Origin of the sequence: Vibrio sp. Sgm 5 (assembly GCF_026241575.1) — a bacterium.
GTDB lineage: Bacteria > Pseudomonadota > Gammaproteobacteria > Enterobacterales > Vibrionaceae > Vibrio > Vibrio jasicida.
In genome coordinates, this window is the sequence record NZ_JAPHPY010000011.1 from 1 (window position 1) to 23,801 (window position 23,801).

Consider the following 23,801-nt stretch of genomic DNA (forward strand, 5'->3'; position numbering starts at 1 on the left):
ATGTTTTCATTGCGGATAAAGCGATATGCGCCTTCCATATCGGCGGGAGAAAAAGGAAGTTTAGCCACGGAGACTCCAGGTTGATTAGCAATGGAAGTCGCTAAACTGATGAGGCGTTGTGTTCTTCGAGGGTCTTTAAGTTGTGCTTGTCCAAATTGTTCTTGTGCCCAAAGTTTAGCGTCTGAATGTGTCATCTTAGTGTTTCAGTAAGGATTACTAAGTGATCAGATCACACACACGTGAAAGAGTTCAAAAAAAATACCCAAGCTACAAGCTTGGGGATTTGTGTATAAGAGACAGGCTGTGATAGCAGGCTTTTTTGTTTTTTGATCACTGTCAGTGTTTGTCGACTTTTAGTGAGTTGGAGCTTTATAGAAGTGGCTTTCCACCAGACGCTGGGTAATCGCATGCTCTGGGTTGGTGAGTACTTGATTGGTTTCACCAAACTCTACTACTTCACCTTCGTGCATAACCATGACCTTATCAGTAATGTGCTTCACTATGCCAATATGCTGTGATACGTAAACGAAAGACAAGCCCATCTCTTCTTGTAATTCTAGGAAGAGATTAATGATTTGCGAGCGCATCGCCATGTCTAAACCGTTTAATGCCTCATCGGCAACAATGATGGAAGGTTGTAGAATCAAAGCACGAGCAAGACACACACGCTGTTTCTGACCTGCTGCTAGCATTTGAGGATAGAAGTAAGCATGCTCCGGAAGCAAACCCACACGAAGTAAGGTTTCTTTTACACGTTTCATGCGTGCGTCTGGTGGCATGTTCGTGTTTCGCTTTAACGGACCTTCCAAGATTCGACCAATCTGAATGCGCGGATTCAATGAGGTATTTGGATCTTGAAAAATCATGCGGATCAGCTTACAACGCGTCGAATAGTCTTTGTGTTCTAAGCGCTCACCATTAACGCGAATCTCCCCAGAGCTTGGTTCGACAACGCCAGCAAGCATGCGCGCTAACGTTGACTTGCCAGAGCCATTTTGACCAATAAAGCCGATAGTTTGTCCAGGCTCTAAGGAAAAGCTCACCGGCTTAACTGCTTCTTTGACTGTGCGTTTAAACAGACCAGAGCGCGTGACGAACTGTTTCGATAGGTTATCGACTTCAAGCAACGCACTCATGAATGTTTCTCCGTATTCAGTGGGAAGTGACAGCTAAATTTATGGTTTTTGATACGTTTAGTATGTGGAATTTCGACGCATTGCCTCTGAGCATAAGGGCAACGAGGTCCTAAGCGACAACCGATCGGCAGATGCTGAAGTGGAGGGATAGAACCCGGTAGAGATTGCAGCTTTTGCTTGTGCGGAATCCAGTCGTTAAAGTCAGGCATGGCTTTAAGCAGTGCCGCAGTATAAGGGTGCTTGGGAGCGGCGACCAACTTTTCTGTATCAGCCGATTCAACGGACTGCCCACAGTACATTACCGTAATGCGATTTGCCCACTGAGTAATAGTGGTTAAGTCGTGACCAATCAGCACAATCGTTGTGTTGTTGAGTTGGTTCATGCGACTCAGCAAACGCAGAATTTGAGATTGAGTAATCGGGTCTAGATCGTTGGTTGGCTCATCAGCAATCAAGATTTTTGGCTTGGTTGCAATCGCCATCGCAATCATGACTTTTTGACATTCACCATCGGTCAACTCATAAGGATAACTGCCCATCAAACGACGGTGATCTTTGATACCCACTTTATGGAGTAGGGCAACTGCTTGTTTCCTGCGCCACTTGAAGCGCTCCCACCATTTACCTTCAAACGATCGAGAAGGGATGGATTCAATTAACTGTCTTCCGACTTCTTCCGACGGATCCAAACAAGTCGATGGCTCTTGGAAAATCATCGCAATGTCACGTGCAATCACACGACGGCGCTCTTTTGGCGTTAGCTGAAGCAGATCAATATTGCCAAGACGCATTCGGTCTGCGGTCACTTTCCAGTTGTCTTTACAAACACCCACGATAGCCTTTGCAACCAAACTCTTACCGGAACCAGATTCACCAACCAGACCACGAATTTCACCTTCATTCAAGGTAATGCTCATGCGATCAACGGCTTTGACTAAGCCCGATGGTGTTTCAATTTCAATGGTTAAATGTCGAATATCTAATAATGGCATTATTCGATCCCCGCATTGAGTGCTTGGCGTACACCTTCACCCACTAAGTTTAGAACAACAACGGTAAACATAATGGTCAGACCCGGTAAGGTAACGGTCCAAGGTGCGATGTATATCAGTTCAACAGAGTCACCCAAGATCGCACCCCATTCCGTACTTGGTGCTTGTGCGCCTAAACCTAGGAAACCAAGCGCAGTTATATCTAGAATAGCGACCGAGAGTGCCAGGGTTATTTCTGCAGCGATGACTGTTAATACGTTCGGTAGAATCGAGTTCCAAAGCAAGTAGAAGTCGTTAGCGCCATCCAAACGGGCAGCCATGATGTAGTCTTTTTCGACTTCGGTGTGCACGGCGATGTAAACCGAGCGGATAAAGCGTGGAATTAAAGCCAGACAGATCGCCAAAAGGATATTGAACTCACCAAAGCCCAAAAACGCCACAAAGATAATCGCCAGCAGTAATGATGGAATGGACATGACTGTGTCGAGCAAGTGGTTAAGCGTACTGGATAAAAGACCTTTGGTCATACCCGCTAACACACCAATAATACAGCCGATGAATGCGGCAATAGCAGTAATTGCTACGGCAGCACCAAAGGTGAGCTGAGAGCCCATAATTAAACGAGATAAGATATCGCGACCTAGGTCGTCAGTTCCTAAAAAGTAATCGACGGTTCCGGCTGGCGCCCACGAAGGCGGCACTAACAATTCGCCAGATTGAGCTTGTGGATCGTAAGGCGCTAAAATAGGGGCCAATATGGTGATTAAGACAATAAAGCCAAGGCACCAAAGACCAAACATTGCCAAACTGTTTGCGCGGTAACTGCGCCAGAATCGTTCAAACTGGGTTGGAATGCGCTCTTCCTGATAAACGTTATTTGTTAGCATACCATTCCTTTCTCACCAGAGGGTTAATCATGGCACCAATCAGATCCGATAGGATATTGGCGGTTAAAACAAGCGTCGCTAACACCATGACACCTGCTTGGATGGAAGCGTAATCTTGATTTGCAAGTGCATCCAATAACCAACGCCCAATGCCCGGCCAGTTAAAGATAGATTCTGTGATGATCGCCAAGGTAATCATGCTCGAAAGCTGAACGCCAACTTTTGGGATGATAGGCGGAATCGCATTCCGAAGAACGTGTTGAGTGACGATCTCACGGTTGGATAAACCTTTGATTCGTGCGGCGCGAATGTAGTTTTGACTCATCACTTCTGCCACGGATGCACGCATCAAGCCAATGACTTGTGTTGTTGGTGTCAATGCGAGAACCAAACAAGGCAGGATCATATGCTCAATCACGCTTTGTAGCGCGTGAGCACGGTATTCACCTTTGGCCATAAAGGCATCAATAATTGCAAAGCCTGTTACGTGGTCAATTTCGTAAAGTAAGTCATAACGACCCGCCACAGGGAATACGTGGTATTGCAGAGAGAAGACCATAATCAGCATCAGGGCAACCCAGAAGATTGGCGCCGAATACCCTGACATAGAGACAAATGAGATGCTGGTGTCTAGCCACTTGCCTTGTTTCATGCCTGCTACGGTCCCCAAAGGAATACCAATTAATAGTGAAACAACGAAGGCGAAGAAACACAACTCTAACGTCGCAGGGAATACGACCGCGAGCTCATCATAGATTGGGTTCCCATTCTTACTGATACCAAAATTAAGATGTGAAAGCTCAACAAGGTAGCTTTGCCAGCCTGACCAAAACTCCACGTTTGCCCAGTGTGATGTCGGATCAAGACGTAGCAAAGAGAAGCCCACTAAAGTGAGGATCATCAAAGTGATGACAAAGAGATTAAGACGTCTTACGGCGTACCAAAACATTAATGAACTCTCTCAACTTTATCAAAAGGTTGTGCATTGAAAGGGCTCGATTTAAAGCCTTTCAACGATTTATCGTGCACACGGAATTGAACGCCGTGAGCTAATGGAATGACAGGAAACTCTTCATTGAGAATATTCTGCGCTTGGCGATACAAGTTTAAACGATAACGTTGTTGCTCGGTTTCTAATGCCAGATCCAACAAGAAATCGAAGTCGTCGTTACACCACATGGAAACGTTAAGGCCAACACGTTCAGATTCACAAGAAAGCAGAGGGCGGAAGAAGTTATCAGGATCGCCCGTATCACCAATCCAACCTGTTAGCAGTAAGTCAACATTATTGATGTTTTCGAGCTGAGTTCGTTCAAAGCGATCATCGGTTAGTAGTCGTACTTCGACGCCGATATCAGCAAAGTTCGCCTGAATCAACTCCGCGGTTTTACGTGGACTTGGATTGAAGGCTCTAGGTTCTAGCGGCACCCACATGGTTAATTGCAGACCTTTCTCATACCCAGCCTCTCGCAGCAACGCCAATGCGTAATTACGATCATAACGGATCTTCACGCTGTCTTTCTGGTATGCCCATGAGTTCGGCGGCAGTAGTGTATAAGCTTGAGTACCCGTGCCGTAATATACGGAATCAAGGATATTTTGGCGGTTGATAGCAAGGTTGAGAGCTTGACGAACTCGCGCATCTTTCAGTGCCGGATGACCAGTATTAATCGCGATAAAAGAGACGTTATTAGCAGGCGTTGCGGTTAATTCAAGGTGCTCGGTTTCTTGTATGATTGGAATTTGGCTAGAGATTGGCGAAGCAAGTACATCACATTCATTGCGTAAAAGTTTTGCCAACGTGCCAGTACCACGATGTGAAATATCAAACACGACCTGTTCCATTTTCGCCGGCGTTTTCCAGTATTTAGGGTGACGCTCCAAACGAATCAAATCATTCACTTGGTATTCTTTTAACTGGTAAGGACCTGTACCGATAGGTAACAAGTCAATTTGTTCTTTTTCGTCTTTGGCCGCAAGTTGTTGCCCATATTCTGCTGACAGCAGCACGGCGTGGCTGGTGGCAATATTGGCTAAAAAGGCAAAGTTAGGTTGAGAGAGAACAAACTTAACGGTGTGGTCATCAAGAGCAATCACATCTTGCACGAGATTTTGGAAGTCTAAACCTGCAAACCATGGATAAAAACCACCACCGACGTCGTGAAACGGATGGTCTACATCAATGATTCGCTTGAAGCTGAATACCACATCTTGTGCATTAAATGGACGAGAGGGGGAGAACCAAGGAGTTTTTTGAAATTGCACGTCCTGCTTTAGGTTAAAGGTGTATTCCGTACCTTCCTCATTTACAGACCACTTTTCTGCAAGGTTTGCAACTGGTTGGTGAGATTTAGGATCGAGTGTAAGCAGCGTATCGTATAGCTGAGGGCTAAGTGCTTCGGCAGTGATGCCGCTGTCAATGAGCTGAGGGTTAAACGTGGTTGGCTTACCCTGCCCACAAAACACAAATCCATTCTCACGAATATCATTGTGATCGATTTCGTCACCACAAGCGGTGAGTAAGCTAATCCCGATAAGGCTCAGCGATAGTTTGATAAAAGCTTTCATAATATGAAATGGTCATTGGATCTTGCTTGTTTCTATGCGGTTGAAGGCGAAGAGTGACAAGCGAAAATGATCTCGCTAATTTATCACCTTTGCTAACTCGCTCCAAATACAAAATCGTTGAGTCGCAGGGTGTTAGATCAAATTACCGCATCATTTACTGATAATGACCAAATTTGCCTCTTGAGTGCTCGCTACTATGTATTATTCCAGTCGTCATGAAGTTCCGCTCAATTCCCCCTAATTCGATAAAGGGGGCTGTGTTTTAGTATAGTGAGCGATTTAAGGATGATGCCATTTACGTCAAAGACTTAGCTTTGTCCAACCAATCCGTATTTTCTTACCATCCCCCTAAGTTGATGGTAACTGAGTCCAAGTAAGTCCGCTGCTTGTCGTTGATTAAATTTGGCCTCTTCTAATGCGCGGTTAAGAAGAGTGATGTCTTGTTCTTCTTGCCATTGTTTGTAGTCCAGCGGGAAGTTAATTGTTGGACCAACATGAGGTTGCTCCGTTTCCTGCTCTCCTTGCTCTGAAGAATGACCAAGTGCGTTTTCCCAACCGGTTTCAAATGGATTAAACACCAAGTACTCGATTGGATCGGCATTGAGTCCGTGGCGATAAATAGCTCGCTCTATTACGTTCTTGAGTTCACGCACATTACCAGGCCAAGCGTAATCTAATAGAGACTGTTGTGCTTCTTCTGTAAAGCCAACAAAGTACTCCAGTTGCAATTCACGACACATTTTTATGGCGTAGTGCTCGGCGAGAGAAAGAATGTCTTCTTTGCGTTCTCGCAAGGGTGGCAACATGATCACATCAAAGGCCAGTCGGTCGAGCAAGTCCGCGCGAAAATCACCGCGCTCTGCCAATTGTGGAAGGTCAGCGTTGGTAGCACACACCAAACGAACGTCTGCAGTTAATGCGGTATGGCCGCCTACACGCTCATACTCGCCGTATTCGATTACTCGCAATAGTTTTTCTTGTACCAAAAGCGGGGCTGTCGCGAGTTCATCGAGGAAAAGCGTGCCCCCTTCGGCCCTCTCAAAGCGTCCCTTGTGTTTCCCTTTCGAACCGGTAAATGAACCAGATTCATGGCCAAAAAGTTCAGAATCAATCAAGCCTTCGCTTAATGTCGCACAGTTTAGAGAAAGCAGTGGCTTATCCCAACGTCTTGATAAATAGTGTAAACGTTGTGCGATGAGTTCTTTACCTGTGCCTCGTTCTCCGATTATGAGGACTGGTCGTTCAATCGGCGCGATTTGTGATACTTTATCTAACACAGAGAGAAAGGCGGGTGATTCACCGATTAGGTTCTGCTTCATAAAGTCCTTCTTATTTTTTATCTGACCATGATTTACAGTATTGAAGTTGGTGAAATTTACCAACTGTTGGTAAAAAACATCATAGCATATCAGTGTGCTACAACAACAAAATGATTAACTTGTTGTTTAGTAAAGAAAAATAAAGTTGGCATACTACTTGATATAGGTAAAGGGAGACACAAGGTAAATGACCACCTTGTCGAGTTTAAATAGGAAGAAAGAGGAGTTCCGTTATGGGTATTTTTTCTCGTTTTGCAGATATCGTTAACTCAAACATCAGTGCATTGCTAGACAAGGCGGAAGATCCTGAAAAAATGATCCGTCTTATCATTCAAGAAATGGAAGACACACTTGTTGAAGTGCGTACCAACTCGGCTAAAGCGATTGCAGACAAAAAAGAGTTGGCTCGCAAAGTGGAAGCACTAGAAGAGCAAATTACTGAGTGGGGCCAAAAAGCGAGCCTTGCACTAGTAAAAGAGCGTGAAGATTTAGCGCGTGCCGCTTTGATTGAAAAGCAGAAACTTGAGCACGTAATTAAAGGCCTTCACACTGAGCAAACACTCGTTGAAGAAACCATCGAAAAATTGACAGGTGAAATCGGTAAGTTGGAAGCCAAAATTACAGAAACTCGAGCGAAGCAACAAGCGCTTGCGATTCGTAACCAAACGGCTTCTAACCGACGTGATGTTCAAAAACAATTGCACGCAGGTCGTACAAACGAAGCGATGGCAAAGTTTGAACAATACTCTCGTAAAATTGATGAGATGGAAGCAGAAGCGGATCTTTACGCAAAGACTGGTAATGCTAAATCGTTAGACCAAGAGTTTGCAGAGCTGCAAGCACAAGATGAAATTGAAAAAGAGTTGGCAAAACTGAAAGAACAGATGTCATCGAACGATAAATAAGAAAGGAGCCATTCATGTCGACATTTATTATTACTGGACCATTGATTGTCTTTTTAATCTTTGTCGCTCCACTATGGCTCTTCTTACACTATCGCAGCAAACGCAAAGCAGATAGTGCACTGTCGGGCCAAGATCTAGAGCGTCTTCAGGTACTGTCTGAAAAAGCGGAGGCGATGCAATCTCGCGTTGAAACATTGGAGCGTATCTTAGATGCAGAATCCCCAACGTGGAGACGAAAGTATGATTAAACGAGAGCTGTATCGCGACCCTGTTAATGGCAAAATCTCCGGTGTGTGTGCCGGAGTCGCGAACTACTTTGGTGCGGAAGTTTGGTTGATTCGGATCGTCGTGATATCGGCAGCCTTACTTGGTGGTACTTTTCTCGTGTTGCTGGCTTATATTGCGATGACATTCATGTTGGAAAAGCAGCCCGTAACTTATACTGAGAATATCAAGTCACGCCAAGAGCATACGTTGAAGAGCAAACCATGGCAGAAAGGCCAGAGCCCAGACCAACTGTTGAGTGTTTTAGAAAGTGACTTTGGCCGCCTTGATGGAAAAATCCGTAGTATGGAAGCGTATGTCACATCCGACGCATATCGCGTAAACAGAGAATTTAATAAGCTCTGATGATTAATTATGATTTTATTGATAAAGCAGGCTTCGGTCTGCTTTGTTTTTGTCTCAAATTGCTATTTTTAAAGAATTTTTTTGCTCCGATGCTCTAGAAGAACACCATAAATTCATCTACCTTAAAAGGAATGGATCTTAAATGGATGAATTAACATGAGAAAAGCGCTTATTCCAATCGCTGTCATGACGGTTCTCTCTGGGTGTGGAAAAGAGCTACCACCAGTCCCAGAACCGGAATCTCGGCCCGCTAAACTCTTTACGGTCACTGTAGGCAATGCACAGTTTGAAAGACACTTTCCTGCCACTACAGAAGCCGGAGACCGAGCCGTTCTCGCATTCCGAGTGCCTGGTTTGCTTCAATCGATCGAAGTCAATGCCGGACAAATGGTGAATAAAGGTGATGTGCTTGCCGTACTCAACCCTGACGAATACTCGCTACTCGAAAAACAAGCCCGAGCAAATTACACCCTTGCTGATGTTCAATACGAACGCTCGAAAAAGCTTCGTAAAGAGCAAGTGGTTTCGGAACAAGACTTCGATGCGGCGAAAGCCAATCACAATTCAGCTAAAGCTCAGTGGAATCAGGCCAAAGCTAACCTGAGGTACACAAAGCTTGTTGCGCCTTACGATGGCACGATTTCGTATCTGCCAGCAGAAAACCATGAGTATGTGGCGGCAAAAGAAGGCGTCATGAATATTCAAACCAATCAAGTCATGAAGGTGTTGTTCCAGCTTCCTGATCATCTACTCAGCAAATTCACACAGGGTGCGAATGCTTATGCATCAATGACATTTGATGCGTTTCCTGAGCGCGCTTTTGAGGTGACATTCCAAGAAATTGATACCGAAGCCGATCCTAAAACTGGCAGTTACAAAGTTACAATGGTAATGGAGCGTCCTGAGGGTGTTGGCATCCTACCAGGAATGTCCGGTAATGTTCATCTTGTGTCTGAAAACGCGGGTGCGACTAAAATTCCTGATTCAGCCCTGTTTACCGAAGATGGCAAAACCTGCGTTTGGCGTGTTAATGATCAAGGCATTGTTGAAAAAGTCTCGGTTTCTTTGAACGACAAGCAGCAAGTTGAAAAAGGGCTAGAGGATGGAGATCAAATCATCATCTCCGGTGTCAATGTCATTGAGCCGGGTATTAAGGTTCGTGAGTGGGTTAAGGAGCGAGGATTATAGTATGAAAGGAATCATAGCTTTAACCACGCTTTGCTCTGCCATGTTACTTGCAGGCTGTGGTGAAAAAGGCCCAGAAAGAGAATTGGAGACCCCTCGTGTTCGTGTTGCTTCTTTAGAAGGGCAGCGCGTTGATGACAACTTATATTTTCCTGCGATAGCCAACGCTGCCGATCGTTCACATTTGAGTTTCCGTGTGGCAGGCGAGGTAAGCCGTGTTTTGGTCAAAGAAGGCGATAAGGTCATTAAAGGTGATGTCATTGCTAGGCTTGACCCAACCGATTATCAATTGGACGTAGATAACGCATCTGCGCGTTTTTCTGTGGTAGACAGCCAATATCGTCGTTCTGCACCGCTGGTTAAAAAAGGTTTATTAGCTAAGTCCCAATTTGATGAGATTGCGGCACAACGCCAAATCGCGCTCGCTGAGCTTGAATTGGCTAAGTTGCGTTTGTCTTTCACTGAGCTTAAAGCGCCAGTCGACGGCATTATTTCCCGCGTTAATGTCGATCAATTTGAAAATATTCAAGTTGGTCAATATATCGTTAACATTCACAGTGTTGATCGCGTCGAAGTCCTTATTCAGCTCCCCGATCGTCTTTACGTGAACCAACCTCCTACTGAAGAGCGTTTGACGGCAATTAATGCTGTCGTTCGTGTGCCAAGTGGCAATGAATACAAGGCGAAAATCAAAGAGTTCACGACAGAACCTGACCCTGATACAGGCACCTTTACGGTGACGCTATCACTGCCAATGCCGGAAAACGAATACATTCTTGATGGTATGGCGGTAGACGTGACATCGAAAGATGAAAAGGTGGGTCTTGAGCTTAACGTCGGCATTAACGTTCCTATTGAAGCGATCTTTAATGCCGATGGAGATGATCTGAGCCGTGAAAATAAATTCGTTTGGGTTTTGAATGATGATAATACCGTGAGCCGCAAACAAGTGCGTGCAGGTAAAGCGTCACAAACCTCAGTTCAGATTCTTGATGGCCTAGAACTTGATGACAAAGTCGTTGTTGCTGGTGTATCCCGATTAAGAGATGGCATAAAAGTGGAAGTGGTTAAGCAGGAGGCAACGCAATGAGTGAACAAAAAAATACTGCGCCTCAAGATGACGATAACGTAACTGGCATTGCGGCCTATTTTATTCGCAACCGTGTTATCAGTTGGATGGTGTCGCTGATCTTTTTGATCGGCGGTGTGTCAGCATTCTTTGGCTTGGGACGCTTAGAAGATCCTGCGTTTACTATCAAAGATGCAATGGTTGTTACTTCTTATCCGGGCGCAACGCCTCAACAGGTTGAGGAAGAGGTAACGTATCCGATAGAAAAAGCGATTCAACAGCTGACTTATGTTGATGAGGTCAATTCCATCTCCAGTCGAGGCTTGTCGCAAATCACCGTGTCCATGAAAAACAACTATGGTCCAGATGACTTACCACAGATATGGGATGAACTGCGTCGAAAAGTAAATGACTTAAAGGGCTCCCTGCCTCCGGGTGTAAATGACCCATCGGTTATCGATGACTTTGGCGACGTATACGGTATTTTGCTCGCGGTTACTGGTGATGGGTACAGTTACAAAGAGTTGCTCGACTATGTTGATTATTTAAGGCGGGAACTCGAACTTGTTGACGGCGTCAGCAAAGTTTCGGTTTCTGGCCAGCAACAAGAGCAAGTCTTCATTGAAATCTCGATGAAGAAGTTGAGCAGTCTTGGCCTATCACCAAATACGGTTTTCAATTTACTTTCGACTCAAAACGTCGTTTCCGATGCCGGTGCAATTCGAATTGGTAATGAGTACATTCGTATTCAACCGACGGGTGAGTTCCAAAGTGTTGATGAGCTAGGTGATTTGTTGATCACGGAATCAGGTGCTCAAGGTCTTATCTTCTTAAAAGACGTTGCTGAAATTAAACGTGGCTACATGGAAGTCCCGACGAACATCATCAACTACAACGGTGAACTGGCGTTGAACTTGGGCGTCTCATTCGCTCAAGGTGTGAACGTTGTGGAAGTGGGTAAAGCATTTGATCGCCGTGTTGCAGAACTGAAATACCAACAACCCGTTGGTGTTGAAATTTCAGAAATCTACAACCAGCCGAAAGAAGTAGATAAGTCAGTGAGCGGCTTCGTTATCAGCCTAGCTCAAGCGGTTGGTATCGTAATTATCGTTTTGCTGTTTTTCATGGGGCTGCGCTCGGGTCTGCTTATCGGTCTAATTCTGCTTTTGACCGTGCTTGGCACTTTCATCTTCATGAAGTATCTGGCCATCGATTTGCAGCGTATTTCGTTAGGTGCCTTGGTTATTGCTCTAGGTATGCTCGTGGATAATGCCATCGTTGTCGTGGAAGGGATACTCATAGGTACCCAGAAAGGGAGAACGAGACTGCAAGCTGCAACGGATATTGTAACGCAAACTAAATGGCCGCTATTGGGTGCAACGGTGATCGCGGTGACGGCGTTTGCACCAATCGGCTTATCAGAAGACTCGACGGGTGAATATTGTGGCACCCTGTTTACCGTGTTGCTTATCTCTCTGATGTTAAGTTGGTTTACGGCGATTTCGTTAACACCATTTTTTGCTGATATCTTCTTTAAAGGGCAGAAAATCAAAAGTGGTGAAGGCGAAGACAACGACCCATACAACGGTATTGTTTTTGTCATGTACAAGAAGTTCCTTAGCTTCTGTATGCGCCGAGCTTGGTTCACCGTGGTTGTTTTGGTGGCAGGTTTGGCCGCGAGCGTTTACGGCTTTACGCACGTGAAACAAGCATTCTTCCCATCTTCAACGACACCTATCTTCCAATTGGATGTTTGGTTACCGGAAGGCACCGATATTCGAGCGACTGACGATACGTTGCAGGAGTTAGAAGGTTGGTTGGCAGAACAGGACCATGTAGACCACATCACGACGACGGCGGGTAAAGGTTTGCAACGTTTCATGCTGACCTACGCACCAGAAAAAAGCTACGCGGCTTATGGTGAGATCACTACTCGAGTTGATAACTACGAAGCACTAGCCCCGTTAATGGAACGTTTTAGAGAGCATTTGAAATCTGATTATCCAGAGATCAACTACAAGCTGAAACAAATTGAATTGGGCCCTGGTGGCGGTGCGAAAATTGAAGCACGTGTTATCGGTTCTGATCCAACAGTGCTACGTACTATCGCTGCGCAAGTGATGGATGTGATGTACGCCGACCCAGGTGCAACAAACATTCGTCATGATTGGCGTGAACGTACTCAGGTACTTGAGCCTCAGTTTAATGAAAGCCAAGCACGCCGTTACGGTATCACCAAATCAGATGTGGACGATTTCCTTTCAATGTCGTTTTCGGGCATGAGCATCGGTCTTTACCGAGATGGTACAACGCTAATGCCAATTGTTGCTCGTCTACCAGAAGATGAGCGTATCGATATTCGCAACATCGAAGGGATGAAGATTTGGAGTCCAGCACAGAGTGAGTTTATTCCATTGCAACAAGTGACCATGGGTTACGATATGCGTTGGGAAGATCCAATCATTGTGCGTAAGAACCGCAAGCGTATGCTAACGGTGATGGCAGATCCAGATATCTTGGGTGAAGAGACGGCGGCAACATTGCAAAAACGCCTACAACCTCAGATTGAAGCGATCGAAATGCCACCAGGCTACTCTCTAGAGTGGGGTGGTGAATATGAGTCTTCTGGTGATGCTAAAGCATCGTTGTTCACCACGATGCCGATGGGTTACTTGTTCATGTTCTTGATCACCATTTTCTTGTTCAACTCAATCAAAGAACCTTTGATTGTTTGGTTAACGGTGCCTCTGGCATTGATTGGTGTGACGACAGGTTTATTGGCCTTGAATACACCATTCGGTTTTATGGCGCTGCTGGGCTTCTTGAGCTTGTCTGGTATGGTTCTGAAGAATGGTATTGTACTGCTTGACCAGATCGAGATTGAGATGAAGTCGGGTAAAGAAGCGTACGATGCCGTAGTTGATGCCGCGGTGAGTCGTGTGCGCCCGGTATGTATGGCGGCAATCACTACCATTCTTGGTATGATTCCTCTACTACCGGATATCTTCTTCAAACCAATGGCAGTAACCATCATGTTTGGTTTGGGTTTTGCGACCGTACTGACACTAATTGTTGTACCAGTGTTGTATCGTCTATTCCACAGAGTAGCATTACCAAAGTAACCGCTTAACTCAGTTAAGTTTGAAAAACGCCTCTGACCGATTGTCAGGGGCGTTTTTATAAGGATAAAAGTATGGAACATAGAACGTGTGCGTGGGCGATGAACCACCCACTTGAACGTGAATATCACGATGCGGAATGGGGAGTGCCTGTTCATGATGACAACGTATTATTCGAGTTCATTACGCTAGAAGGCGCGCAAGCCGGCTTGAGTTGGATTACGATTCTGAAAAAGCGAGAAGGCTATCGTGAAGCGTTTGAGCACTATGACTTAGAGAAGTTGATTCAACGCGATGAAAAGCGTACAGAGTTCATCGTTGAGAACTTCGACGTAGTTAAGCACCGCGGTAAAATCAACTCGGTATTTAGCAATGCCAAAGCAGCCAAACAATTAATCGAAGAATACGGAAGCCTTTCCGCTGCGCTATGGCAATTTGTCGATGGCAAGCCAATTGTGAATCACTGGACAGATATGAGCCAAGTGCCAGTATCGACAGAAGAGTCCAAAACGATGAGCAAATTCCTTAAAAAGAAAGGATTTAAGTTTGTTGGTGAGACCATTTGCTATGCCTTTATGCAAGCCGTAGGCATGGTCGACGACCACATTGTTGGTTGTCCTAAAAAGCCTAACTAGACATCGAACTAGTTGTTCGCTTCACTATCATGAATTCTTTCTAAAGCTTCGACGCGACGCCATTGGTTTTGCTCGAAGCTTTGCTCTCTTAATCCGGCGATTTCTGTTTTCTTTTCTTCTTCGCCGAGGAAATCATTGTTGATGATCTCCGCCCGTTTCTCTAAATACTCGTTGAGTGATGCATTAAACGAGGCTCGTTGCTCGTCCAAAGCCTGTAGTCGTTCGGCGCCTTCTTCGCCCACCAAATCAATACGAGCCAAATACTTCTCCTGTGCAGTCATTTCTGAGGTCTGATTTAGTTCAATCACTAGCACGTTATTGCGCTCACTTTGTTGAATGTACTCAGGTTGAGAGGCGAGGTTTTCTTCGAGTATTTGTTTTTGAGAGTCAGCGTCTAATTGGGTTTCCCGAATGGCGAGTTTATCTATTGCTAACTGACGTAAGCGATTTTCTTCATCGAAAAGTTGAGCGACTTGTTCGTCAGTAAAAAATTCGCTCTGTATCGACAAGATGGCGTTGTTCAGTTGTTTCAACTCCATCAATGACAATGAATTTCCTTCAAACGATTCTAGCTTGGATAACGCTTCTTTGTAGGCGAGGTAGGTTTCGAACAATTCTGCGTTGATATCCAGTGAGTTTGATTGTGATTCTCCGGCTTCTACGTTGGCTTTGATTTCTGCAAGGCTTTGCTCCCCAAGACTGCTCAATGAGTACTCAAAGAAGTCTTTCTGGGAGGAAAGATCAACTGTAGTGTCTTGTTGTGAATGCGCCTTTATTGGCTGCGCTGACTGAGGTTGATACAAATAAACCGCTCCTACACTAATGAGTGATACAACGGACACAATGACAAGAGCGGCATTCTTCATGATAAGTTCCTTTTTATAGACCTTGCAGTTTCAAGCGATTTGCATGCTGACGATACAGTGTGACTGGGTCAGTTTCGAACAAGTGATGAATACCAAGCAATCCGTTGATTTCATCTAGATGATTCATCTTGTAGTTGTCTCGAATCACCTTACCTAGGTGAGTACTGCATGTCCCGACAAGGCCATCGTTCGGACCATCAAATGCCAAGCCTAAGACGACCATTGCGCCGTCAGTAGGGTCAAATAGATTGGTAAAGTTCGAAGAGCCCGTCCATGAGTAGTAATACACGCCATTCGATGCCAACAAATCACCATCTCCGCATTCACTGGTAGGGATACCTTCTGGGTAATACTGGTTGAAAGCCAAAGAACCTTCGGTGGTTAGAGCTTCTAAAGAGGCCAATGGATCTTGGTCTAGGTCTGTGCCACCAGAAAGTAGGTTAATCAATGTCACGAGCCCTTCTGCCAACTTCACAGCCACGCCTTCACTGATAGAGCCTTCAGGCACCGTACCGCGCACAATATCTGCAACTTTAGAGCCCTTATTTACTCCTCCGATACTGGTAACGGATGCTACTAAGTCTGGGCGTATGGAGGCGACATAACGTGTTGTTGGGCCACCGTGACTGTGTCCAATCAAGTTGACCTTCTGTGCACCTGTTGCAGCAAGCAGCGTTTCAACCTGTGCTAATAGCTGCTCGCCGCGAGCTTCACTGCTGTTGGTCGCAGACACTTGGGCAACATAAACCGTTGCGCCATCTTTGGTCAGAGAGTGTGGTATGCCATAGAAGTAATCGACACCGGCTAAGGTATCAAAGCCAAACAACCCATGAACAAGAACAATGGGATATTTAGTCTCCGTGTACCCACTGGCGTTGGCGGATGCAAAGGGTAGGGTGCTTAAAACGAAAAGCATTGTTGTTATGAATCTGAGTTTCAAAACGATCTCCTTGTGGTATGACCTCTTGTGAGTTTTATAAAATAGGAGATAAGTTTTGCGGTTGAGAAGTTCGTTTGTGGCACATTGTTTTAATCTGTGATTACTCAAAAGAAAATCAACAGATATGATTAACATTGAATTTATGAATATTAGAATGTTAGTTAATTCTAATTAAGACAATGGGTTAGTAACTCTGTAATGAGCGGCAAAAAAATAGCCTCGCAGTACGAGGCTATTTAATAATTGTTCTGAATGCTTATAAAGAGGCTTCTTTTTCTAGTACGAGTGCGTTGTATCGCTCGAAGCCTGCTTCAAGATCGGCAATGAGATCTTCAACATCTTCAAGACCGATGTGCAGGCGGACAAGTGTGCCTTCGAAGTTTGGATTCGCCACTGTGCGCAAACTGTTAAAGCTCTTTGGTTCGTTAGCTAAAATCAAACTCTCAAAGCCACCCCATGAGTAACCCATGCTGAAGTGTTTCATGCCATCCAACAATGCTGTGGTTGCTTTCGGGTACGAGCTTTTTAATACGAATGAGAACAAGCCATTCCCACCAGTAAAGTCGCGTTTAAAGAACTCATGACCTGGGCAGGTTTCTAGGGCAGGGTGACGAACGTGATCAACTTCAGGGCGGCTTGCCAACCACTGTGCGACTTTCAGGCTATTCTCGGCATGCTGGCGTAAGCGAACATCCAAAGTACGAATACCGCGCAGACCAAGATATGCGTCATCAGGAGAAACGCATTGTCCCATAAGGTAGCTTTGTTCGCGCAGCTGGTCCCAGTATTTCTCAGACGCAACCGCCGTACCCAGCATTACATCTGAGTGACCAACAATGTACTTGGTTGCTGCTTGGATAGAGATATCAACACCGTGCTCGAATGGTGAGAAATTCACACCGGCACCCCAAGTGTTATCAAGCATTACGATGATGTTTTTTTCGTGTGCAATGCTTGCTAAAGTCGGAACGTCCATGACTTCCATAGTGATAGAACCCGGAGACTCAAGGAAAAGTACCTTGGTGTTTGGCTGAATTAGGTCGCGGATACCTTCGCCTATCATAGGATCAAAATAAGTCGTTTCGACACCCATTTTTTTCATAATGGTATCGCAGAAATCGCGGGTTGGTTCGTAACAAGTATCCACCATCAAAATGTGGTCGCCGGTTTCGATAAAAGACAGAATCGCATTCGAGATTGCGGCCGTGCCACAAGGGTAAAGTGCACAGCCAGCACCACCTTCGATTTCCACCATCGCGTCTTGGAAAGCAAAGTGAGTATTCGTACCACGACGTCCGTAAAATAGTGTTTTGTTGGTTCGGTTAATCATTGCTTGGTTCTTTTCAGCAACTGTATCAAACACGATAGTTGAAGCTCGTTGTACTGGTGGGTTGACCACGCCATTCGTCCACTTCTTATCACGGCCTGCAGTAACGAATTTGGTCTTTTTGCCCTCTGACATAAAATTTCCCTGTCTAATTTACGATTTTCAATATTTAAAACATGGACGATGGGTGGTTTGCAAGGGAAAACTTAACTTCAAACGACTCCTCCGAGGATAGGTCGAAAAACAGAAGCATTGATTGAATAAGAAAAAGAAAACCGACAGTTTATGGCTGTCGGTTTTCGAGGAAGTTTTGTTATTTTGGGTATTTGCTACAGCAATGGATTAAACAGATAGAAAACACGCTCTAAGAAGCGAGAGAAAATACTGCGTTTTTCCCACTTATCTCGATCAACGGTATGGGACTGTTTTATATAGCTGTCTTGCAGCCACGACATCTGTTTTGTGAACTCTTCATCATCGACAGCCAGTGTTACTTCGAAGTTAAGCCACAAACTGCGCATGTCCATGTTTACGGTACCCACCAAACAGAATTGCTCGTCAATCACGACTGATTTTGTATGCAGTAACCCGCCATAGAATTCGTAAATCTTCACCCCAGCGACGAGCAACTCGTCATAGAATGCCCGCGAAGCCCATTGAACCATCATAGAGTCATTCTTGTGTGGGATGATAAGTTCTACTTCGATGCCGCGCTGCGCGGTCATTTTCAGAGTCTCTAATAGATCGGCACTTGGCACGAAGTAAGGCGTGGTGATTCTGACGGAACGATTCGCTTGGTTGATGGCTAATGTGAGTACTTGGTAGATCAAATATTCTGGCATACCAGGGCCAGACGGCACCACTTGGATTGGATGCTGAAACTCGTCTTCTTTATTGTCGATTCTACATTCTGGATGCTTAGGAAAATAACGCTCACCAGTTTCTACTTCCCAATCCCAACAATGAATAGCACTTAAAACATTTACCGTCGGTCCAGTGACTCGCACCATAATATCGATCCACTGCCCAACCCCACTGTTCTGCTTGAAAAAGGCTGGGTCAACCAGGTTCATCGAACCGGTGTAAGCGATCTCATCATCAATCACAATGATCTTACGGTGTTGGCGCAAATCCAAACGACGAAGGAAGATACGCCACATTTTTACTTCTAACGCTTGCACAACATCGATGCCTGCGTCTTCCATCATTTTATACCAATGACTGCGAAAGAAGCGTGGACTGCCCGCTGAATCGAGTAGCAGTTTTACGTCTACGCCACGTTTAGAAGCGCGAATCAAAGCCGAAGCAACAGCGTCAGCTAAACCACCGGGATGCCAAATATAGAAAACCATGCGAATACTGTGTTCAGCATTCTCGATGTCTTCGATAATCGAGTGGAGAATTTCGTTAGGCGATTGTTGTAGAGAAAGCGTGTTCCCACTTAATGCAGGTAAACCAAGACGATTGTTGCACAGCTCATCAATACGATAGATATGGCGTCCCATTGCTTCAGGGACATGCGCGTTGCAGTCATTTAACTGAGTGAACCATCGCTGGAATGGTGAAAACATCTCTTTTGCGCGTTCTGCACGTTTGCGGCCGAGGTTGAGCTCACCGAATAGAAAATAACAAGCGACGCCAAGCACTGGCAGAATATAAATGATCATCAGCCATGCAAGAGAAACACTAACAGCGCGACGTTTTAATACGACACGGATCGTAACACCAGCAACCAAAAACCAGTAAAGGCCGATGCCAGTTAGAGTGAGAAAATGATAGAACTTGTCCATAGTCGCCAAAAGTAATAAACCCAATATGGATATTAAGCGTAAATGGCGGAACGGGAAACTATTTTCATACCACTAGAGGAGGATGATTTTGTATCGTGAAATGAATTTTATAACGAGACGTTCTGTTACTAAGGTGTGAAAAGTTGGAGGAAATCTTAACTTTTGCGTAAAAAAGCAGCATTTAGCGTGAACAATGATACATTTGTACGATAAATGTGCTGATCGGGGTTCCAATTTTAAATTGAAACTGCTTTACTTGCCATACATAGAGCGTCATACAAACATCTTATAAAGTGTACATTATTTTTTACACGAACATATTCTAGACGCCTATCTCTATGCAAACACAACAAAACATTTTGGAGAAAAAGCGTGGCTACAAATACAGCAGCACCACGTGATACGTGGGGGTCTAAACTAGGCTTCGTCATGGCAGCAGCGGGTTCCGCTGTCGGTTTAGGCAATATATGGAAGTTCCCTTACACAGCAGGTGAGAGCGGCGGCGGCGCGTTCGTAGCAATTTACCTTTTATTCGTTATTTTTATCGGCTTTAGCGTCATGCTGACAGAATTCGCTATTGGTCGTAAGACAGGTCTTTCAGCAGTAGGTGCGTTCAAATCTACTGACCGCCGTTGGACGTTTACCGGTGTTATCGGCGTGCTAAGTGGTCTACTAATCATGGGTTTCTACCCTGTAGTAGGTGGCTGGGCGCTTGCTTACATCTTTAAAGTAGGAGGTGGTCTACTAAGTGCTCCTGAAGCAATTGGTGACAGTTTTGGCGGCTTCATTTCTGATCCAGTCCAACCGTTAATGTGGATGGGTGTTTACCTGTTCCTTAACATCGTTATCGTTATGAAAGGTATTTCTGGCGGTATCGAAAAGGCTGGTAAAATCCTCATGCCTCTTTTATTCCTTATCCTGATCGTTGTATCAGTGAAAGGTCTGATGCTTCCTGGTGCAATGGCGGGTCTTGAGTTCCTATTCATGCCAGACTTCTCGAAAGTAGACAGCAATGTCGTTCTGGCGGCGCTAGGCCAAGCATTCTTCTCTCTAAGTCTAGGTATGGGTTGTATGATGACGTACGGCTCTTACCTGAAGAAGAAGGAAAACTTAGTTCAAACTACCGGCATGGTTACGGCAATGGACACAGGTGTTGCAATCCTAGCGGGTGTAGCAATGTTCCCAGCAATGTTCGCATTCGGTATGGAGCCAGCAGCAGGCCCAGGTCTAGTATTCGTCGTTGTTCCTCAACTGTTTGCTGAAATGGGCGGCGTAATTGGCCTTCTATTTGCTCTGATGTTCTTCATTGGTCTAACAGTAGCAGCGCTGACGTCTTCAGTATCTCTGCTAGAAGTAGTGGTTTCTTACCTAATCGATGAGAAAGGCCTGAAGCGTTCTACAGCAGTACTGTCTGCGAGTGTCGTAATGGCAACACTGTGTGTGTTCGCATCGCTATCACTTGGTGGTGTTGGTCCGACACTATTCGGTACGGGCGCATTTGATATCTTTGACCTACTAACGGATAAGATCTTCCTAGCGGTTGGCGGTATGTTGGTATGTATCTTTGCTGGCTGGCGTCTAAACCGCGCTGAACTAGAGAAAGAGATCACTAACGACGGCAAAGTTTCTTTCCCACTATTTGGTCTATGGTACAACCTAGTTAAGTACGTAATCCCAGTGGCAATCGCAATCGTAGCCTTCATGGGTATCAAGTCTGGTTTCGACAGCGGTAAGGGCGAAATCATGCTGGTGGGTATCGGCATCATCGCACTGGCGGGTATCTTCTCTAAGAAGTTATAACCAAATAGACTTTGATTGAAAACGGGAACCTTAATCGGTTCCCGTTTTTTTATATTCATAATTTATAGGATTGAGAAAACTCATATTAATAACGGGTAGTAATTGTGAGATCGCTCGCATAGAGATGTAGATCACAAAAAAATGTACTCAAGTTGCAGAGGTACGTTCCGATAACCCTTACAAAGCATGTGTAAATATGTGGATTAACCAGTAAGAAAATCCATGACAACGGTAAGGAAGGTTATTAGTGACAATGTCTGTTCGTAAAAAACTGTACGCGAGTTTTGGTGCCATTTTGGCGATCATGCTAGTGATGATAGGGATTATTACATTAGAAGTATTGAACTCGCACAAAGTGGCTGACGAGGTGAGAACGGACGATGTTCCTGAAACAGTTCAGTATCTAATTCTGATCGATGAGGCCGGTGATGTTTATCGCGATGCATTAGGAAGCATTGTTGGTGTCTCTGGCGCTCAGGCTGAATATCAAGTTAATAAAAAGGAGTTTGCAGCAGCGATTGCTGAAGTTAAACGTTTGGAGACGGTAGGTGGTGAAGATTACCGTAACGTTGAGAAAGCTGAGCGTTACATGAGCGATTTTACACGAGACTTTGAATCCCAAGTTCTGTCCAATCTCGGCTTAGAAAATGTTGAAGAGAATGTCGCGCGTCTTCGCTCACTTTATGAAACGAATCTAGCACCGCTTGAGTCTATCCTAGATGCTGCATCAATCGACGGTCGTCAAAGTACTAGTGAAGCTTTGCTTGATCTTTCGGATTCATTTAACAGTATCGAATTGACGATTTATGTGCTTGGTTCGATAGCACTTGTTGCCACTGCTGTTATCGCATACTTGTTGTCTAATTCGATTACCAGTCGCTTGAGTAAATTGGATGAACTGGCGCAGCGCGTTGCAGAGGGTGACCTAACGGTAGCGCCTATCGACGATAAATCAGGTGACGAGCTAGCAAACCTCGCGACGTCTTTGAATAAGATGCAAGCGTCTTTGACCAGTCTTATTGGTTCTATATCGTTAGTATCCGAAGAAGTGAAGTCCGTGACTGGAGAATTGGCTACCGTCAGTCAAGATATTGTCTCCGGTGCAAGCAGCCAAGCGGACAAAGCGCACTTGATCGCGACGGCGTCAGAAGAGCTAAGTCTGACCATTTCTCAAGTAGCAGAGCAGGGCGCAGCAACCTTTGAAGAGGCACGCAAGTCGGAATCAACCGCAGAGCAAGGGCGTACTGTTATTGTTGATATGGTTGAAAGCATTCAGCAAGTATCACAGCAAATGTCGGATATGTCGGTGCAAATGAACAGCCTAGGTTCTCATGGCGAGAAAATCGGTGCGGTTATCAAAGTCATTGAAGATATCGCAGAGCAGACGAACCTTCTGGCATTGAACGCGGCGATTGAAGCGGCACGTGCAGGTGAGTTTGGTCGTGGCTTTGCTGTGGTTGCAGATGAAGTTCGTGCTCTTGCTGAACGAACAACAAAGGCAACACAAGAGGTTGGTGAGATCATCCAAGCAATTCAAGTCGGTACTCAAGAGGCGGTGACTTACACTGAGGATGGCTGTCGTTTGGTTGAAATTGGCGTGAGTCAAAGCTCAGGTGCAGTGAACTCACTGGAGGAAATCGTTTCTGGTGCGGCGCATGTTCAAAGTATGGTGAACTCAATTGCGACTGCTGCAGAAGAGCAAACCGCTGTAACGAAAGAAATTGCCGCGGATATTACGTCGATCAGTGATATTTCAGCTCGTTCATTACAACTAGCGAATGACAGCTCTCAAAGTGTTGAGGGCCTGAATTGTAAAGTTCAAGAGTTGGAAGCTCTAGTGGGTAAGTTTAAGCTCGCCTAATTGCTTAGAATCGGTATACTTCTGGCTCCAAACGTGGAGCCAGTTTTTTATGTTCGACATTCTACATACCCATCCAGATTTTCTGATCATCAATAAACATCCCAACGTCTCTGTTCATAAAGACGATGGTGACACTATGTTGCTTCAAGAAGTAGCAAAGCAGAGTGGTGATGAGCAGCTGTATCTTATCCACCGTCTCGATAAAATGACTTCTGGTATTCTACTTCTCGGCCGCAATGCGAAAGCAGCAAGCGCCTTATCTCAAGCATTTGCCAATCGCGAAGTCGAAAAGTTCTACCTTGCGATTGGCTCGAAAAAGCCTAAGAAGAAACAAGGGCTAGTAGTGGGTGATATGGAACGCTCTCGTCGTTCCTCATGGAAACTGGTGAACAGCAAAACGAATCCCGCGATTACCCAATTCTTTTCCCTCGCTGCAGAGCCGGGAGAGCGCCTGTTTTTATGTAAGCCGCACACTGGCAAAACACACCAAATTCGCGTGGCATTGAAATCAGTTGGCTCAGGAATTGTTGGCGATCCTATTTATAATGCAGGCAATGAAGCAGACCGTGGTTACTTGCATGCATTTTCGTTGTGCTTTCCGTATCAAGATGAAACTCATCGCTTTGTTTGCGACCCGCGCGAGCATAAAGCACTTGGCAGTAAATGGCATAATGAAGTCGTCTCTCAAGGTGTAGACTCTTGGCTTTCTCCGTGGGAGCTGAACTGGCCTACGATTAAATAACCATCACAAAGAAAACGAATAAGAGAATTC

The 23,801-nt window shown here is 45.2% G+C and carries 21 protein-coding genes; 10 read left to right on the forward strand and 11 right to left on the reverse strand.

The window, feature by feature from the left end:
* From OQJ86_RS08350 to pspF, 7 genes are all read right to left on the reverse strand, one after another.
* On the reverse strand, positions 1 to 194 hold a 194-nt coding region (locus OQJ86_RS08350; protein WP_265987454.1), incomplete at its 3' end, for a transposase.
* A gap of 159 nt (positions 195 to 353) precedes the next feature.
* Complete coding sequence (locus tag OQJ86_RS08355) at positions 354 to 1,136, reverse strand: ATP-binding cassette domain-containing protein (protein WP_038873635.1); 783 nt, start codon at positions 1,134 to 1,136, stop codon at positions 354 to 356.
* Positions 1,133 to 2,128 (reverse strand): oligopeptide/dipeptide ABC transporter ATP-binding protein, encoded by a 996-nt coding sequence (locus OQJ86_RS08360; RefSeq protein WP_038873632.1) that lies wholly within the window; start codon positions 2,126 to 2,128, stop codon positions 1,133 to 1,135. The genes OQJ86_RS08355 and OQJ86_RS08360 overlap by 4 nt, the downstream gene beginning before the upstream one ends.
* A complete protein-coding gene (locus OQJ86_RS08365) occupies positions 2,128 to 3,015 on the reverse strand; it encodes an ABC transporter permease subunit (RefSeq protein ID WP_038873629.1) in 888 nt (295 codons plus the stop codon). Before OQJ86_RS08365 ends, OQJ86_RS08360 begins: the two co-directional genes overlap by 1 nt.
* Positions 3,002 to 3,964 (reverse strand): ABC transporter permease, encoded by a 963-nt coding sequence (locus tag OQJ86_RS08370; protein ID WP_038873626.1) that lies wholly within the window; start codon positions 3,962 to 3,964, stop codon positions 3,002 to 3,004. The genes OQJ86_RS08365 and OQJ86_RS08370 overlap by 14 nt, the downstream gene beginning before the upstream one ends.
* Positions 3,964 to 5,583 carry an ABC transporter substrate-binding protein SapA gene (gene sapA, locus OQJ86_RS08375; protein WP_038881421.1) on the reverse strand — a complete coding sequence of 540 codons (1,620 nt, stop codon included), beginning with the start codon at positions 5,581 to 5,583 and terminating at the stop codon, positions 3,964 to 3,966. Before sapA ends, OQJ86_RS08370 begins: the two co-directional genes overlap by 1 nt.
* A gap of 308 nt (positions 5,584 to 5,891) precedes the next feature.
* Complete coding sequence (pspF, locus tag OQJ86_RS08380; RefSeq protein WP_054755882.1) at positions 5,892 to 6,902, reverse strand: phage shock protein operon transcriptional activator; 1,011 nt, start codon at positions 6,900 to 6,902, stop codon at positions 5,892 to 5,894.
* Between the two features lie 233 nt (positions 6,903 to 7,135).
* On the opposite strand from pspF, the gene pspA reads away from it, so the two are divergent.
* The 7 genes from pspA to OQJ86_RS08415 all read left to right on the forward strand — a co-directional run bounded on the left by pspA (position 7,136) and on the right by OQJ86_RS08415 (position 14,445).
* The gene (gene pspA / locus OQJ86_RS08385) at positions 7,136 to 7,807 is read left to right on the forward strand and encodes a phage shock protein PspA (RefSeq protein ID WP_038873620.1); all 672 of its coding nucleotides are present in this window, start codon (positions 7,136 to 7,138) and stop codon (positions 7,805 to 7,807) included.
* 14 nt (positions 7,808 to 7,821) lie between these two features.
* The gene (gene pspB, locus OQJ86_RS08390) at positions 7,822 to 8,055 is read left to right on the forward strand and encodes an envelope stress response membrane protein PspB (protein WP_038873617.1); all 234 of its coding nucleotides are present in this window, start codon (positions 7,822 to 7,824) and stop codon (positions 8,053 to 8,055) included.
* On the forward strand, positions 8,048 to 8,437 hold the full coding sequence (gene pspC, locus OQJ86_RS08395) for an envelope stress response membrane protein PspC (RefSeq protein WP_265987456.1): 390 nt from the start codon (positions 8,048 to 8,050) through the stop codon (positions 8,435 to 8,437). The genes pspB and pspC overlap by 8 nt, the downstream gene beginning before the upstream one ends.
* A 156-nt stretch (positions 8,438 to 8,593) precedes the next feature.
* Positions 8,594 to 9,625 (forward strand): efflux RND transporter periplasmic adaptor subunit, encoded by a 1,032-nt coding sequence (locus OQJ86_RS08400; protein WP_038873611.1) that lies wholly within the window; start codon positions 8,594 to 8,596, stop codon positions 9,623 to 9,625.
* A gap of 1 nt (position 9,626) precedes the next feature.
* Entirely contained in the window at positions 9,627 to 10,712 is a 1,086-nt protein-coding gene (locus tag OQJ86_RS08405; protein ID WP_045402347.1) for an efflux RND transporter periplasmic adaptor subunit, read from the forward strand.
* Positions 10,709 to 13,813, forward strand: a complete 3,105-nt coding sequence (gene vmeI / locus OQJ86_RS08410; RefSeq protein ID WP_038881415.1) for an efflux RND transporter permease subunit VmeI — start codon at positions 10,709 to 10,711, stop codon at positions 13,811 to 13,813. Before OQJ86_RS08405 ends, vmeI begins: the two co-directional genes overlap by 4 nt.
* A 71-nt stretch (positions 13,814 to 13,884) precedes the next feature.
* Positions 13,885 to 14,445 carry a DNA-3-methyladenine glycosylase I gene (locus tag OQJ86_RS08415; RefSeq protein ID WP_265987457.1) on the forward strand — a complete coding sequence of 187 codons (561 nt, stop codon included), beginning with the start codon at positions 13,885 to 13,887 and terminating at the stop codon, positions 14,443 to 14,445.
* Positions 14,446 to 14,453: 8 nt separating this feature from the next.
* Here OQJ86_RS08415 and OQJ86_RS08420 read toward each other — a convergent pair whose 3' ends face one another.
* From OQJ86_RS08420 to cls, 4 genes are all read right to left on the reverse strand, one after another.
* Positions 14,454 to 15,311: a lipase secretion chaperone gene (locus OQJ86_RS08420; RefSeq protein ID WP_265987458.1), complete on the reverse strand. Its 858-nt coding sequence runs from the start codon at positions 15,309 to 15,311 to the stop codon at positions 14,454 to 14,456.
* Between the two features lie 13 nt (positions 15,312 to 15,324).
* Positions 15,325 to 16,227 (reverse strand): esterase/lipase family protein, encoded by a 903-nt coding sequence (locus OQJ86_RS08425; protein ID WP_042601830.1) that lies wholly within the window; start codon positions 16,225 to 16,227, stop codon positions 15,325 to 15,327.
* 280 nt (positions 16,228 to 16,507) lie between these two features.
* Entirely contained in the window at positions 16,508 to 17,713 is a 1,206-nt protein-coding gene (locus tag OQJ86_RS08430; protein WP_061034897.1) for a cystathionine beta-lyase, read from the reverse strand.
* A 194-nt stretch (positions 17,714 to 17,907) separates the two neighbouring features.
* Positions 17,908 to 19,368 carry a cardiolipin synthase gene (gene cls, locus OQJ86_RS08435; protein ID WP_265987459.1) on the reverse strand — a complete coding sequence of 487 codons (1,461 nt, stop codon included), beginning with the start codon at positions 19,366 to 19,368 and terminating at the stop codon, positions 17,908 to 17,910.
* 372 nt (positions 19,369 to 19,740) lie between these two features.
* Between cls and OQJ86_RS08440 the strand changes: the two genes are divergently transcribed.
* The 3 genes from OQJ86_RS08440 (at position 19,741) to OQJ86_RS08450 (ending at position 23,771) form a co-directional block, all read left to right on the forward strand.
* Complete coding sequence (locus tag OQJ86_RS08440) at positions 19,741 to 21,168, forward strand: sodium-dependent transporter (protein WP_038873593.1); 1,428 nt, start codon at positions 19,741 to 19,743, stop codon at positions 21,166 to 21,168.
* 247 nt (positions 21,169 to 21,415) lie between these two features.
* Entirely contained in the window at positions 21,416 to 23,029 is a 1,614-nt protein-coding gene (locus tag OQJ86_RS08445) for a methyl-accepting chemotaxis protein (protein WP_265987461.1), read from the forward strand.
* Positions 23,030 to 23,078: 49 nt separating this feature from the next.
* Positions 23,079 to 23,771 carry a TIGR01621 family pseudouridine synthase gene (locus OQJ86_RS08450; RefSeq protein WP_038881403.1) on the forward strand — a complete coding sequence of 231 codons (693 nt, stop codon included), beginning with the start codon at positions 23,079 to 23,081 and terminating at the stop codon, positions 23,769 to 23,771.
* The last annotated feature ends 30 nt before the right edge of the window (positions 23,772 to 23,801 follow it).

Coding starts and splice junctions, on each gene's coding strand:
- OQJ86_RS08355 (WP_038873635.1), bottom strand. CDS start 1,136: ATGAGTGCGTTGCTTGAAGTCGATAACCTATCGAAACAGTTCGTCACG.
- OQJ86_RS08360 (WP_038873632.1), bottom strand. CDS start 2,128: ATGCCATTATTAGATATTCGACATTTAACCATTGAAATTGAAACACCA.
- OQJ86_RS08365 (WP_038873629.1), bottom strand. CDS start 3,015: ATGCTAACAAATAACGTTTATCAGGAAGAGCGCATTCCAACCCAGTTT.
- OQJ86_RS08370 (WP_038873626.1), bottom strand. CDS start 3,964: ATGTTTTGGTACGCCGTAAGACGTCTTAATCTCTTTGTCATCACTTTG.
- sapA (WP_038881421.1), bottom strand. CDS start 5,583: ATGAAAGCTTTTATCAAACTATCGCTGAGCCTTATCGGGATTAGCTTA.
- pspF (WP_054755882.1), bottom strand. CDS start 6,902: ATGAAGCAGAACCTAATCGGTGAATCACCCGCCTTTCTCTCTGTGTTA.
- pspA (WP_038873620.1), top strand. CDS start 7,136: ATGGGTATTTTTTCTCGTTTTGCAGATATCGTTAACTCAAACATCAGT.
- pspB (WP_038873617.1), top strand. CDS start 7,822: ATGTCGACATTTATTATTACTGGACCATTGATTGTCTTTTTAATCTTT.
- pspC (WP_265987456.1), top strand. CDS start 8,048: ATGATTAAACGAGAGCTGTATCGCGACCCTGTTAATGGCAAAATCTCC.
- OQJ86_RS08400 (WP_038873611.1), top strand. CDS start 8,594: ATGAGAAAAGCGCTTATTCCAATCGCTGTCATGACGGTTCTCTCTGGG.
- OQJ86_RS08405 (WP_045402347.1), top strand. CDS start 9,627: ATGAAAGGAATCATAGCTTTAACCACGCTTTGCTCTGCCATGTTACTT.
- vmeI (WP_038881415.1), top strand. CDS start 10,709: ATGAGTGAACAAAAAAATACTGCGCCTCAAGATGACGATAACGTAACT.
- OQJ86_RS08415 (WP_265987457.1), top strand. CDS start 13,885: ATGGAACATAGAACGTGTGCGTGGGCGATGAACCACCCACTTGAACGT.
- OQJ86_RS08420 (WP_265987458.1), bottom strand. CDS start 15,311: ATGAAGAATGCCGCTCTTGTCATTGTGTCCGTTGTATCACTCATTAGT.
- OQJ86_RS08425 (WP_042601830.1), bottom strand. CDS start 16,227: ATGCTTTTCGTTTTAAGCACCCTACCCTTTGCATCCGCCAACGCCAGT.
- OQJ86_RS08430 (WP_061034897.1), bottom strand. CDS start 17,713: ATGTCAGAGGGCAAAAAGACCAAATTCGTTACTGCAGGCCGTGATAAG.
- cls (WP_265987459.1), bottom strand. CDS start 19,368: ATGGACAAGTTCTATCATTTTCTCACTCTAACTGGCATCGGCCTTTAC.
- OQJ86_RS08450 (WP_038881403.1), top strand. CDS start 23,079: ATGTTCGACATTCTACATACCCATCCAGATTTTCTGATCATCAATAAA.